We start from the raw sequence: 13418 nt of genomic DNA on the forward strand, positions 1-13418 counted from the left end.
AGCTACTGACTCAGATTCCACAGGGCAATGCCGCTGGCTGCACCGGCGGCATCCCAGGCTAAATCTTTCCAGCTCCAGCCGCTGCCATTCGGGCGGCTGTCATACAGCTCTTTTCCCGTCCCAGGGCTTAACGAAAACAGAATGCCGACAGACCTGCTTTGCCGGCCAGAAAGGTGCTGGCGATGTCCATATTCACTGCCGGAGGCGACAACGTGTTCTGCTTTATCCCGTCCTGTTCATTGATCTTCCGCCATATGGGCACATCCACTACACAACAGCAAAGCAGGCAGCACGCTTCGCATAATGGATGCCTTCATGGCCGCAGGGATTAAAGAATACGGCTGATCAGACGATCGATACGTATCCGGCGCAGACGACGAATCAGTTTCCGCACCTTGGCCGGATAATCAGCAATACTTTCAAGCTCACGGAAATGCGTCACTACCGTGGTGTGCTGGCGGATTAGCGTAAGCTCTTTTTCACGCTGCGCTGCTAACTGCTGATGAGGATCGTGGATCAGCACCGCATTTTCCAGGTCTAAACGCCATGCACGTGGATTGAGATTATTGCCGGTAATCAGTTGCCATTCATCATCGACCCACATCCCTTTAAGGTGATAACTGTTCTCGCCATCCTTCCACAGTCTTACGACCAACTGGCCAGTCGTAACGTAGTAGTGCAACCGGCTCAGGAAGCGGCGCAGATTGATTTCATAAAGATATGGCAGCGCGCCGATAATTTTGAACGGCTGGTCGGGCGCAATATAGAAATCATTGGCTGTTTTATCACCGACGATAATCTCGACCTGTTTTCCCTGGCGCAGCAGGTTAATGATATTACGCACCAGCAAGGCGGGCAGGTTGAAGTAGGGTGTACAGATAATCAGCTTCTGTTCTGCACAGGGCATCAGGTGAAAAATGGTTTTATTAAGCAGGCTATGCTTACCAAGACCGACCAGCGGCGTAACTGCCAGTTCATCGTTGCCGGCATTCCCTTCAAACTGATAATTGAAGCCACGCAGATCCTGACGGAACTGGCGCGTCTCATTTTTAATTTCAGGGCTGGAAGGGCGCTCAGCGAAATCGAGCCGGTTAACCGCTTCTGCTGGCTTCAGATTGAGCGTGATCCAGTCATACATAGTATCGGTCAGCTGCGAATTGCGGATAACCTGGTAGCGATCGTAGCGATACCTGTCATGCTGATGCAGGTAAACATCATTGATGCTGGCGCCGCTGTAGAGCAGCGTATCATCAATAATGAAACCTTTAAGATGGAGTACACCCAGTGCTTCCCGGGTATTAACCGGGATACCATACACCGGGATGGCAATATCGGCATAACGCGTCGCCATTTCGCAATACCAGTCGGCATTGGTTACGCCTCGCGCTGCGCCAATTCGCCCACGCTGCGCACGATGCCAGTCTACCAGAATCGAGATATCCAGTTCCGGTCGCGCCTGCTTCGCATGATAAAGCGCATCCATGACGGCACGTCCGGCGTCATCGTTTTCCAGATAGAGCGCAACGATACAGATGCGGGTCTGCGCTGCCGCAATCTTCTCCAGCAACGTCTGACGAAATTCGGCCGGCGAGTAAAGTGTCGACATATCCGCAACGGATTGTGACAGTTTCGGCAGCTCTGCGAGGTGTTGTTGGTGTTTATTACGTTTAAATTTAGACAACATCACAGTGCACTTCTTCTCTGTTCATTGCATGGCCTTTTGCCATCAAATCAGGGTTATAACCATAAATAATAACATCAACTTCGTCGATTCGAACGTTTTTTACCTTTCTCTACAAGGTTAGCTGATCTCATTCTGTAAAGACAATTTCAGGCTGACAATACCGTCATCCAGTTGAATATCAACATGAAAATTGAGTTTTCGCGCCAGGGTAATCATGCCGCGGTTATGGGGCATGGTGATACCGTTCAATTGTTGCAAACCGTGATGTCGGGTATAGCGGATCATCTTTTCCAGCAGACGACGGCCCATACCTAACCCTTTCAGGTCCGAACGGACCAGCACTGAAAACTCCGCATCAATGTTATCAGCGTCAGAGATGGCGCGGGTGACGCCAATGATTTCGGGGCGCCCCTGATGCTGACGGACCGCCACAATCGCCATCTCGCGGTCATAATCGATCTGAGTCATATTGGCGAGGTCATCATGCGTGAACTCGTTGATCTCACTGAAGTAGCGGTAGTAGAGATCCTCTTTAGTGACCTGACTGATAAAATCGCGCAGTAAAGGTTCATCTTCTGGCAGAATCGGGCGGAACAGGCAGAATTGCCCATCTTTTAACTCTACCTGCTCTTCCAGATGCTGCGGATAAGGGCGAATGGCAAGTCGTGTTTCGTTATCGCCGTGGAACGGGGCCAGCGTCAGGGTGACGTCCAGCAGGGTAAAGTCATTGCCCGCCGCCAGCAGCGGATGAATATCCAGTCGCTGGATCTCCGGGCAATCCACGACCAGATCAGAGACCTGCACCAGCAGCTGACTCAGGCCGGGGATATCCAGTGGATTCAGGGCGCTGCGGCTGCGGATTTTCCCGCTTTTGATCGCCTGAATGACCAGATAGCGTGCCAGCGTCATATTCAGCGGGGGGAGGGCAACGGCAGCCTGTTTATCAGCCTGCCATTCAACGCCGCCTTCACCCAGCATAATAATTGGGCCAAAGAGTGCATCCTGTTCGACCACAACCCGCAGTTCCTGCGCGCCCGCCCGGCTGGCCATGCTCTGAACCAGCAGTCCCTCGATGCGCGCCTGTGGCAGCGTCTGCTTTACCCGATCAAAAATGGCTTCGGCGGCATGCTGCACTTCACTGGCATTGCGCAGGTAGAGCATGACACCCTGAACCTCTGACTTATGGGCGATATCGGGTGAACGCAGCTTCAGCGCCACCGGGTAGCCAATCTGATCGGCAATGGCTACCGCAGCCGCACTGTCACTGGCGATCCAGGTTGGCAGCGTGGCCAGCCCATAAGCCTGCAGCACCGGCTGCACTTCGTGAGTATCCAGTGAGGTAATGCCGCGCGCCAGCGCCTGTGACAGCAGCTGGTGAGCATGTGTACTATCCTGGTTCAGCGTGGCGGGCAGGGCAGGCGTTTCGCGCAGCTGCTTCTGATTACGCCGGTACTCAACCTGATGCATAAAGGCGGTCACGGTGCCTTCCGGCGTACGCCAGGTGGGTATACCCGCCTGTGTAAAGGCACGACGCGCAGCCTGTGAAGAGAACTCGCCGCTCCAGTTGGTCAGCAGCGTCACCAGCTTACCGCGCGGGTGGCGGGTCACGGTATCGATCAGATGTGCGGCTGTTTCAGTCGCGGGGGCGACCGCGCTTGGCGCATGAATGATCATTAAGGCATCAAGTTCATGGCTGTCGAGCAGGATCTCCACACAGGCAGCGTAGCGCTCAGCGGTGGCGTCATCTTTTAAATCCAGCGGATTACCACGACCCGCACCGGCAGGCAAAATAGCCTCAAGCTGCCGACGCGTTTCATCGCTGAGCTGCGCCAGTTTCCCGTTGCGGGCATAAAGCTCATCCAGCGCCAGCGCGGCAGGTGCGGCACCATTACTGATGATCATCAGCCTGTCGCCGCGCAGTGGCCGCATATGGCTCAGCGATTCAACGGCGGAAAACAGCTCATGGGTATCCTGTACCCGTAGCAATCCGGCGCGCTGAATGGCCGCATCCCAGGCAGCGTCCAGACCACTGTGGGTGCCAAGCAGCGCCTGCGCTTCACGGCTGCGACCACTCTTGATCACCAGAATCGGTTTATTACGGGAGGCGCTGCGTGAGGCGGAAACAAAGCGACGTGCGTCACTGAGGTGCTCCAGATAAAGGAGGATAGCACTGGTTTTACCGTCGCGCGCCAGGAAGTCGAGCAGGTCATCAACATCGGTGTCCAGGCTGTCACCCAGCGCGATAAACCACGAAAAACCGAGGTTACGCTGCTGCGCCCAGTCGAGAATGGTATTCGACACGGCGGCGGACTGGGAGATAAACGCGATACGGCCTTTCTCTATGGGTACCGGCGAGAAGCTGGCATTGAGTCCCTGCCAGGGGGCCAGCAGACCAAGACTGTTAGGTCCCAGCAGACGTATCTGCCACTGGCTGGCGCAGGCTTTAAGTTCCGCCGACTGGCTGGCAGGCGCAGAGAGAATAATACAGGCCTTGCAGCCTTTCTCGCCGAGCTGTTGCAGCAATTCAAGGTTACGTTTTGAGTGGGTGCAGATCACCGCCAGGTCAGGCGCGAAAGGTAAGCTGTCGATAGTGGGCCAGGCGAGTACGCCGCTGACCGCTTTGTATTTTGGCGTCACCGGCAGCACCGGTCCGCTAAAACCGCCTGCCAGCAGGTTACGCATCATAAAGTAGCCGGCACGCCCGGGCGTGACCGAGGCACCAATCACCGCAATTGATTTAGGTCGTAACAGCGCTTCCAGTCCGCGTTGGCTCATCTCGCCCTCCAGAGATCGGGATTTGCGTGATTGTAAACGCTTTTTGCTGGCCGTGCTTCCGGGCAGATCGCAGGCTGAACATCCGGATCATGGAAACTGTCAGGGCAGGCTCACACCTGCCAGCCGGAGAGGGATGCGGTTAAGCCTGTCCGGCGTGATGCGGCTTTCCTGCGAGGTAAGCCGTGCGGAACCGATCGAAATGGTGAGATAACGCCTCTGCCGCCCGCCGATCGCCCGCCTGTGCCAGCAGCGCCGCTGCCACTTCAGCGGTACAGTGCTGACTTTCACCGTGGGCCTCACGCAGCGTATAGCGCGAAGGTGTGCTGACATCCAGCGACATCACCGGCAGGGCATCGAGCCAGGGACTTTTGCGAAACATCTTGCGCGCTTCGGTCCAGGTACCATCCAGCATAATAAACAGCGGCGGCTTGCCGCTGATGGGTGGCGTTGTCAGCACCTCGCGACCGGGATCGGCATAGGAAGCCGGGAAGACGACCAGCGGCTGATAATTGGGATTGCGCACGGCCGCCAGCAGCAGCGGATCCGGTTCGGTGCGTGACCAGCCAAATGCCTGGGTATCCGGCAGAATATCGGCAATCAGACGACCGGTGTTACTCGGCTTCATTGGCTCGGTATCAAACATCACCAGGCAGAAGCGACTACGGGCAGACTGCGGCACGATCTGGCTGCAGAGGCAGTTGGCCTCTGGCAGCAGGCAGCCCTGGCAGCGAATGACCCGATTTCCGCGCGCGAGGAAAGGACGGGTGGCGCGGGCCAGGCGTTGGGTGCGCAAGCGCAAAACGGCATTATCAGACATGAGTATTCAGGGCAGGAAAAACGTCAGTGTAATCGAAGCGCAGATGAAAAGGAAAAGGCCAGACTGGCTGGCCTTTGAAGTTTAAAGTGATTCGTCGAGCCATTCGTTAAACGGCGCTTTGGGCATAGCACCGTTCAGCATGTCGACCCGTTCGCCATTTTTAAACAGCATGATGGTCGGGATACTGCGAATATTGAAACGGGCGCTCAGGGCGGGCTCCGCTTCGGTATTCACTTTAATAAAGCGGACCTTGCCGCTGCGTTCACTGGCGACATCTTTAAACACCGGCGCAAAATTGACGCAGGGGCCGCACCAGGGCGCCCAGAAATCGATCACTACCGGCAGATCATCCTGCAGATATTTGTGAAAGTTGGCACTGGTGGCATTCACCACTTCGCCATCGAACAGCTCATTTCCACAGCGACCACATTTCGCCACGTCGGCAAGGCGTTCGTCAGGAACGCGATTGGTTGCCTGACATGAAGCGCATACCGTATTCATAGGAACCTCTGATGTTGAAAAGTGTCAGTCTGGTAATAGTTGTCCATTATGAAAGGGGGCGGATTTTCGCTCAATCTGGATTGCTCTATAGGTTCAATAGTTGATAGCTAAGCGCCAGCACATCAGGTAATCTGCGCGCTCTAAATGCAGGAGGAAGACATGAACGACGAATACAAAGGCAAGAGCGGCAAAGTTAAGGTGATGTACGTGCGTGGCGAGGACGATAAAAGCGCGCGCGCGTCGAATCCTCGTACAGGCAAAGGTGGTCACTCTGCTGCCCGCCAGGATGATAATCGTCGTTCATCTGGCCCCCGCACTGAACGCACTCAGGAAGGCGGTCGCTCCGCTGGTCGTCGTAGTGACGACACCGGTCGCAGCAGTTCACCGCGTCGTGATGAAGGCGGACGTGGCGCACCACGCCGTTCAGACGATGGCGCAGGTCGCCGCAACGATCGTGGTGATGACAGCCGTGGCGCCTATGGCAGCAGCGACTCCCCGTGGCGCACCGTGTCACGGGCACCATCCGCCGATCGTGCGTCATCGCCTGAGAGCGATAAGCCGGATCACGGCGGCATCAGCGGCAAGAGCTTCGTCGATCCTGAGCAGATCCGCCGTCAGCGTAATGAAGAGACCCGCGTCTATGGCGAGAACGCCTGTCAGGCGCTGTTCCAGAGCCGTCCGGAAGCGATTGTTCGCGCCTGGTTCGTGCAGGAAGTCACACCGCGTTTCCGCGAAGCGCTGCGCTGGCTGGCGGCTAACCGCAAAGCCTATCACGTGGTCGAAGATGCTGAGATCACTAAAGCATCAGGTACAGAGCATCATGGCGGCGTCTGCTTCCTGATCAAAAAGCGTATGGGCATGGCGGTGTCTGAATGGCTGAGCCAGGCAAATACGAAAGATTGCGTACTGGCACTGGAAGATGTCAGCAACCCGCATAACCTCGGCGCAATTATGCGCAGCTGCGCGCACTTTGGCGTGAAAGGTTTGCTGGTGAATGACGCTTCCCTGCTGGAGTCAGGTGCAGCCGTGCGTACCGCAGAAGGCGGCGCTGAGCATGTGCAGGCGATCAGCGGCGCAACCTTCAGCGAAGGTCTGGAAGCGTTCCGTAAAGCGGGTTACACCATCGTGACCACCTCCAGCCATCAGGGCACGCCACTGGCGCAGGCTCAGCTGCCGGAGAAAATGGTGCTGGTGTTAGGTCAGGAGCGTGAAGGTCTTTCTGACACCGCGTTCAAACAGGGTGACATGAGCCTGTCGATTGGCGGCACCGGTAACGTGGAAAGCCTCAACGTTTCGGTCGCAACCGGCGTACTGCTCGCCGAATGGTGGCGTCAGAACGCATAAAAAAACGGGCCGAAAGGCCCGTTTTGCTGTGTAACATCAGTGCGCGCCACCACCACCCCCGCCTGCGCCAAACGGCGGGCGGGCAAACCAGATCAGCACCAGCAGGATTAAAAACACCCCCGCCGACGCCCAGAAGATCTCATTCGCTGAAATAATCAGTCCCTGATTGGTAATCTGCTGCGCGATATAAGCTGACGCCTGCTGCTGCGTCATCCCCAGGCTCTCCAGCTGGCTATACATCTGCTGTGAATTGACGTTATACGGGGTGACCGACTCAGTCAGATAGCTATGATGCATCGACTCGCGATTCGTCCACATGGTGGTGGTAATCGACGTTCCCACTGAACCGGCAAAGGTTCGCATGAAGTTCGACAGGCTGGATGCGGCGGCCATGCGCTCCGGCGGCAGTCCCGACAGCGTAATGGTGGTCAGCGGCATAAAGAAGCAGGCCACGGCAAAGCCCTGAATAAACTGCGGCCAGGCTGAGGCACCAAAGTCCATCCCCGGTTCAAACGTATACGCGCGCCAGTAGAAGCAGACGGCATACATAATGAAGCTGAACGTGACCAGCCGTCGCATGTCGAGCTTATGCGCAAAGCGACCAATAATCGGCGACAGGATTACCGGCAAAATCCCCACCGGCGCAGATGCCAGACCCGCCCAGGTTGCGGTGTAGCCGTAGACCTCCTGCAGCAGCTGCGGCAGCAGAACTATCGAGCCGAAGTAGAGCATATAAGCCAGACTGATCGACAGGCAGCCAATGGTAAAGTTGCGCGACTTAAACAGCGACAGGTCGATGATCGGATGATCGTCCGTCAGCTCCCACACCAGCAGCACTGACAGCGCAATCACGGCCACGACCCCGAGCACGATAATCTCGGACGAGTTAAACCAGTCAAGCTCCTTTCCGCGGTCCAGCATCACCTGCAGACAGCCGATCCCCACCACCAGCAGCACCAGACCTACCATATCGATTGGCCGGATTTCGGTTTTGGTTTCCCGGCCACGCAGGGTTTGCAGCGTGAGTATCACCACTGCCACACCAATGGGCACGTTGATAAAGAAGATCCAACCCCAGTGGTAGTTATCGCTGATCCAGCCACCCAGTATCGGGCCACAGATCGGCGCAACAATCACCGTCATCGCCCACAGCGACAGCGCAACACTCCGCTTGGCCGGGGGATAGTTGTTGAGCAACAGACTTTGCGACAGCGGAATCAACGGACCCGCGACGATCCCCTGAATGACGCGGAAAAAGATTAGCATCTCCAGGCTGTCTGACATGCCACACGCCCAGGAGGCGATGGCAAACAGAATGGTCGACCAGGTGAAGAGCTTCACTTCACCGATGCGTTTTGCCAGCCAGCCGGTCAGGGGGATCGAAATCGCATTGGCGACGCCAAACGAAGTGATCACCCAGGTGCCCTGAGAGTTCGACGCCCCCAGGTTCCCGGCAATGGTAGGGATAGCCACGTTGGCGATGGTCGAGTCCAGAACCTGCATGAACGTCGCCAGCGACAGCGCAATGGTCATCAGGACCAGCGGCATCCCTTCAAGCGGTTTTTGTGCCATTACAGCCTCCGCGTCATCATCCGGCGTTGGCGCGGACGATATCGGTGATCAGCTGATTGACCGGCGCAAGGTCAATCGCCAGCGCGTTGCTGCTGTAAGCGGCCTGCTGACGGGCGCTGGTGGCGAGCGCGCTACCCTCTTTGCTGGTGGTATCGATTTTAACCAGCGTGGAGAGGCCGATGCGCAGCGGATGTCTGGCGATATCGTCCTGATTCAGTTCGATACGGACCGGCAGACGCTGAACTACTTTGATCCAGTTACCGGTGGCGTTCTGTGCGGGCAGCAGAGAGAAGGCGCTGCCGGTGCCCATATCCAGCCCCACGACTTTACCCTGATAAACCACTTCGTCACCGTAGATGTCGGCGACCACGGTGGCAGGCTGACCGATACGGACGCCTGCCAGCTGCGTCTCTTTGAAATTCGCATCGACCCACAGATTGGTGGCAGGTACGACAGCCAGCAGCGGGGTGCTGGTAGAGATTTGCGAACCGACCTGTACGCTGCGACGGGAGACAAAGCCATCCATCGGGCTGCGGATTTCGGTGCGCTGCAGCGCCAGCCAGGCGTCACGCAACTCAGCCGCGCTCTGTTGCACGGCAGGCTGATTCTCCAGCGAGGTGTTAAGGATCATCGCCTGATTCGCATTGTATTGCTGAATGGCTACGTCCAGCTGCGCTTTGGCCGTTGCCACGGCGTCACGGGCGTGCTGCAACTCTTCACGGCCAATCAGGTTAGCCGCACCTAATGGCTCACGACGTTTCAGGTCGGCTTCTGCCTGCGCCAGCGCGGTCTGCTGCAGCGTAACGCTGGCCTGATACTGTTTGCCATTAATCATCAGCTGATGCGTCTGACGCACGCTGGTGGCCAGTGCCGTCTGCGCTTTTTCAAACGCCTGCTCGGCATCGGTCTTATCGAGTGACACCAGCACATCGCCTTTTTTGACGAAATCGGTATCTTCAAACCAGACTTTATTCACGCTACCGGAGACCTGGGCCATCACCTGCACCTGATTACCTGCAACGTAGGCGTCATCGGTTTCCTGAAAATGGCGCAGGACCAGGAACCAGTAAACGCCCCAGGCAATACCAATCAGCACAAAGATCAGCGCCAGCACAATGAGCACGCTTTTGCGCTTCTTCTTTTTGCTGGCTGACGGTTGCGGGCTTTGTGCTTCTGCCGTTGCACTCATGACTTTCTCCACGTTTTCCATTTAGTCGGGCGGCAGAAATCCTTTTCTGCCAGCGCCCGAGTCGAAAAAGCCAGCGACTGAGCGCTGGCCAGATAAAAAAGGAAATTAAAATAACGATTTCGACAGGTGATTGTGTCGCACTTATTGCTATTAGCGGGACAGCGAGGCGATCAGCTGATCTTCATCCATTTTATCAAGACGATTAAGCAACTTACGGGTAATGCCTTCGAGCTGAGACTTCTCATCGACTGACAGCGACGACCAGAGGTACTGCAGGCTCTGATGCTGAGGTGGCAGCAACTGACGGAGGAACTCCATCCCTTTATCGGTCAGATGCAGGTGCAGGCAGCGACGATCATGGTCGCTTTCGCGACGCTCAATCCAGCCGCGCTTTTCCAGCTCATCAGCAATGCGCGTGGCATTGGTGCGTGAAGAGCCAAGGGCAGAGCTGAGCTCAGAAGGCTGAATGCTGTGATTTTCCTGCGCATCCAGTGTAATCAACGCCATAAACAGGGTCTCATTAATACCCTGTGCTTTCAGCATCTTATTGCGGTTGTCCAGCAGTTTACCCTGCATATGCATACAGAGACGCGTCAGAATAATTTCCTGCAACGGAAAATCCTTATGGCGATTGGCACGGATGTTTAGCATCTGCTCAATGGGAGTAAACGAACTTTCCATTAAAAAAAACCTCACTAATTGCAACTTGTATAATAACTATGGTGACAGGCTAAGCGTAGTCACTTTTTGGCAGGTGGTCGCTGACAGACTCGCACGCTGCACCATCAAAGGTATTCCAGGCCATTCCCTGGCCCTGGGTCAAAAACCCGTACGCCCGGCGGCAGCCGCAGTGCCGGGACGTTATCAAAAAGGGGGCAAATTTAATAATATCGCGAGGAAAAATAACTGAAGTGAATAGGTTTGTTACTAACCATAACAAACCTAACCATTTGTGACCAGACCAATGCACTGTCCGGACAGCCTTCAGTTAATTTTTTCCGGCTCAAAGCGCGATCCGCCCGCCCAGATCAGCAGATTCACCAAAGTCAGTAACGCGCCAGCGATACAGACACCATACCAGCCCGCAAGATGGTAAGCGGTAGCGGAGAGCAGCGAGCCCGCCGCACCGCCGATAAAGTAGCTGGTCATGTAACCGGCATTCAGACGGTTACGCGCCTCCGGCATCTGCGCATAAATCACGCTCTGATTGGTGATATGAACAGCCTGCACCGCCAGATCCAGCAGCAGGATGCCGACGATCAGCGGCACAAGCTGCTCTGCGCCCCACGCAATGGCGGCCCATGACAGCAGCATCAGCAGCAGGCCCAGTCGGGTCGTCAGCTTCGCTTTACCTTTGTCGGCCAGTGAACCCGCCTGACGTGCGGCCAGCGCACCCGCGGCACCGACCAGGCCCAGCAAGCCAATTTTGCCTTCTGAGAAGTGATAGGGCGCGCCGGAGAGCAGAAACGCCATTGAGGTCCAGAGCAGGCTGAAATTGGCAAAGGAGAGACAGCCGGTCCAGGCGCGTGTGCGGATCACCCGATTACCTGCATACAGACGAAAGATGGACGCCAGCAGTTGCGGATAGCTCATGGGCACGGACTGTTTCACGCGTGGCAGCGATCGCCACAGCGCCAGCGCCATAATCACCATCAGCAGGCTGGCGGTCCAGTAGACGGTGCGCCAGCCGCCAAGCTGTGCCAGGCCGCCTGCTACGGTACGCGCCAGCAGAATCCCCAGCAGCAGACCGCTCATTACCGTTCCGACAATTTTACCGCGTCGCTCCGGCTCGGCCAGCGTGGCGGCCAGCGGCACCAGAATTTGTGCGGCGACCGAAAACAGGCCGGTCATGATCGTGCCCAGCAGTAAAAAGAGGAACGTGTGCGACAGGGCGATAATCACCATGCCCGCCGCAGCCAGCAGGATCATCGTCACAATCAGGCTGCGTCGTTCAAAGCGATCGCCCAGCGGCACCAGCAACAGCAGACCACAGGCGTAGCCGAGTTGCGCCGTGGTGACAATAAACCCGGCGAGGCTCACGGAGAGATCAAACTGCTGGGCGATGGTATTGAGCAGTGGCTGAACGTAGTAATTACTGGCTACACAGAGGCCGGTTGCTACCGACATCAGCATTACTAAAGCAGGTGTCAGACCCTGGCGAGTCGCATTCATAAACAGCATCGGTCGCTAATAATCATTTGAGGTTAATAATAACTCAAAAAACTATTTCACACGCATGTTTATTAACAGGCCATACCAGTCATAACAAGAGGTTTAAACCACGGTAGAGGATTTACGGGTGACGTTATGCGAACAGGCTCAGGAAGCATACGCCTTTCGCAAAGACGCAAAAGATGCCATCCATGGCATGCTCAGCGCGGGCGATGACGCACTTCATCCCTGAGGTGCGCCCGTTGCCGGGCCAACGCGTTGCGTTGTTCAAAAACACTCCCGGCGTTTTTATCCGGGCGGCGCTATGCTTTGCTACAGGCGTATGCTCCCATCGCTTTGAGTTTTGGTGCCGTCTGAATGAAGAAACGCTTTCAGATCAGGACGACCTACCCACCATCAGAAATTCCAGTCTTCGTCTTCAGTTTCGACCGCTTTCCCCATCACATAGGAGGAGCCTGAACCCGAGAAGAAGTCGTGGTTCTCGTCAGCGTTGGGTGACAGTGCCGACAGAATCGCCGGATTGACGGCCGTCAGCTCCGCCGGGAACAGCGCCTCATAGCCCAGATTCATTAACGCTTTGTTGGCATTGTAGTGCAGGAAGGTTTTTACCTCTTCCACCCAGCCGACATCACCATAGAGCGCTTCGGTATAGGCCACTTCATTCTCATACAGCGCCAGCAGCAGATCATAAGCGAACTGCTGCAGCTCTTCGCGACGCAGATCGTCAGCGCTGGCCAGCGCCTGCTGATATTTGTAGCCGATGTAGTAACCGTGCACCGCTTCATCGCGGATAATCAGGCGAATCAGGTCTGCGGTATTGGTCAGCTTGCCCCGGCTTGACCAGTACATCGGCAGCCAGAAGCCGGAATAGAACAGGAACGACTCCAGAAAGACGCTGGCGATCTTCTTCTTCAGCGGATCATCGGCCCGGTAGTGCTCCAGGATAATCCGCGCCTTGTTCTGCAGCGGCGCATTCTCTTCGCTCCACTGGTAGGCGGCATCCACATCCTGCGTGTTGCACAGGGTTGAGAAGATCGAACTGTAGGAGCGGGCATGTACCGCTTCCATAAAGCTGATATTCGACAGCACAGCCTCTTCGTGCGGGGTAATCGCATCCTCCATCAGTCCCGGCGCGCCGATCACGTTCTGGATGGTATCGAGCAGCGTCAGGCCGGTAAAGACCCGGATAGTCAGCTGCTGCTGCTGTTTATCCAGCGTCTGCCAGCCGGGCAGATCGTTGGAGAGTGGCACCTTTTCCGGCAGCCAGAAGTTGCTGGTGAGACGGTTCCACACCTCAAGATCTTTATCATCCTGAATGCGGTTCCAGTTAATGGCCTGAATCTGTTTGAGTTTCATCGTGTTCA

At 56.1% G+C, this 13418-nt stretch carries 10 protein-coding genes and 1 pseudogene; 1 reads left to right on the forward strand and 10 read right to left on the reverse strand.

The window, feature by feature from the left end; genetic code table 11:
* Positions 1 to 2: 2 nt before the first annotated feature.
* From EGO56_RS22460 to trxC, 5 genes and pseudogenes are all read right to left on the reverse strand, one after another.
* Positions 3 to 302, reverse strand: a pseudogene (locus EGO56_RS22460) (YfiM family lipoprotein).
* Positions 303 to 328: 26 nt separating this feature from the next.
* Positions 329 to 1684 (reverse strand): CDP-diacylglycerol--serine O-phosphatidyltransferase, encoded by a 1356-nt coding sequence (gene pssA, locus EGO56_RS04555; protein ID WP_135907807.1) that lies wholly within the window; start codon positions 1682 to 1684, stop codon positions 329 to 331.
* Positions 1685 to 1801: 117 nt separating this feature from the next.
* On the reverse strand, positions 1802 to 4459 hold the full coding sequence (locus EGO56_RS04560; RefSeq protein ID WP_135907808.1) for a bifunctional acetate--CoA ligase family protein/GNAT family N-acetyltransferase: 2658 nt from the start codon (positions 4457 to 4459) through the stop codon (positions 1802 to 1804).
* Between the two features lie 139 nt (positions 4460 to 4598).
* Positions 4599 to 5276 (reverse strand): tRNA-uridine aminocarboxypropyltransferase, encoded by a 678-nt coding sequence (locus EGO56_RS04565; RefSeq protein WP_135907809.1) that lies wholly within the window; start codon positions 5274 to 5276, stop codon positions 4599 to 4601.
* 81 nt (positions 5277 to 5357) lie between these two features.
* Positions 5358 to 5777, reverse strand: coding sequence for a thioredoxin TrxC (gene trxC / locus EGO56_RS04570; protein WP_135907810.1), 420 nt, complete (start codon positions 5775 to 5777; stop codon positions 5358 to 5360).
* Positions 5778 to 5936: 159 nt separating this feature from the next.
* Here trxC and EGO56_RS04575 point away from each other — a divergent pair, with 159 nt between their 5' ends.
* Complete coding sequence (locus EGO56_RS04575; RefSeq protein WP_095706767.1) at positions 5937 to 7121, forward strand: tRNA/rRNA methyltransferase; 1185 nt, start codon at positions 5937 to 5939, stop codon at positions 7119 to 7121.
* A 36-nt stretch (positions 7122 to 7157) separates the two neighbouring features.
* Here the strand turns inward: EGO56_RS04575 and emrB are convergent, their stop codons facing one another.
* From emrB to nrdF, 5 genes are all read right to left on the reverse strand, one after another.
* On the reverse strand, positions 7158 to 8693 hold the full coding sequence (emrB, locus tag EGO56_RS04580) for a multidrug efflux MFS transporter permease subunit EmrB (protein WP_135907811.1): 1536 nt from the start codon (positions 8691 to 8693) through the stop codon (positions 7158 to 7160).
* 16 nt (positions 8694 to 8709) lie between these two features.
* A complete protein-coding gene (gene emrA, locus EGO56_RS04585) occupies positions 8710 to 9882 on the reverse strand; it encodes a multidrug efflux MFS transporter periplasmic adaptor subunit EmrA (RefSeq protein ID WP_135907812.1) in 1173 nt (390 codons plus the stop codon).
* Positions 9883 to 10032: 150 nt separating this feature from the next.
* Complete coding sequence (gene mprA, locus EGO56_RS04590; protein WP_003850381.1) at positions 10033 to 10563, reverse strand: transcriptional repressor MprA; 531 nt, start codon at positions 10561 to 10563, stop codon at positions 10033 to 10035.
* Positions 10564 to 10866: 303 nt separating this feature from the next.
* Positions 10867 to 12054, reverse strand: coding sequence for an MFS transporter (locus EGO56_RS04595; protein WP_135907813.1), 1188 nt, complete (start codon positions 12052 to 12054; stop codon positions 10867 to 10869).
* Positions 12055 to 12450: 396 nt separating this feature from the next.
* Positions 12451 to 13410: a class 1b ribonucleoside-diphosphate reductase subunit beta gene (gene nrdF, locus EGO56_RS04600; RefSeq protein WP_135907814.1), complete on the reverse strand. Its 960-nt coding sequence runs from the start codon at positions 13408 to 13410 to the stop codon at positions 12451 to 12453.
* Positions 13411 to 13418: the final 8 nt, after the last annotated feature.

This window comes from Pantoea vagans (assembly GCF_004792415.1).
In the GTDB taxonomy this organism is placed as follows: domain Bacteria; phylum Pseudomonadota; class Gammaproteobacteria; order Enterobacterales; family Enterobacteriaceae; genus Pantoea; species Pantoea vagans.

Bases quoted from the DNA above. Each gene is read 5' to 3' on its own strand.
- pssA (WP_135907807.1), bottom strand. From the start codon at position 1,684: ATGTTGTCTAAATTTAAACGTAATAAACACCAACAACACCTCGCAGAG.
- EGO56_RS04560 (WP_135907808.1), bottom strand. From the start codon at position 4,459: ATGAGCCAACGCGGACTGGAAGCGCTGTTACGACCTAAATCAATTGCG.
- EGO56_RS04565 (WP_135907809.1), bottom strand. From the start codon at position 5,276: ATGTCTGATAATGCCGTTTTGCGCTTGCGCACCCAACGCCTGGCCCGC.
- trxC (WP_135907810.1), bottom strand. From the start codon at position 5,777: ATGAATACGGTATGCGCTTCATGTCAGGCAACCAATCGCGTTCCTGAC.
- EGO56_RS04575 (WP_095706767.1), top strand. From the start codon at position 5,937: ATGAACGACGAATACAAAGGCAAGAGCGGCAAAGTTAAGGTGATGTAC.
- emrB (WP_135907811.1), bottom strand. From the start codon at position 8,693: ATGGCACAAAAACCGCTTGAAGGGATGCCGCTGGTCCTGATGACCATT.
- emrA (WP_135907812.1), bottom strand. From the start codon at position 9,882: ATGAGTGCAACGGCAGAAGCACAAAGCCCGCAACCGTCAGCCAGCAAA.
- mprA (WP_003850381.1), bottom strand. From the start codon at position 10,563: ATGGAAAGTTCGTTTACTCCCATTGAGCAGATGCTAAACATCCGTGCC.
- EGO56_RS04595 (WP_135907813.1), bottom strand. From the start codon at position 12,054: ATGAATGCGACTCGCCAGGGTCTGACACCTGCTTTAGTAATGCTGATG.
- nrdF (WP_135907814.1), bottom strand. From the start codon at position 13,410: ATGAAACTCAAACAGATTCAGGCCATTAACTGGAACCGCATTCAGGAT.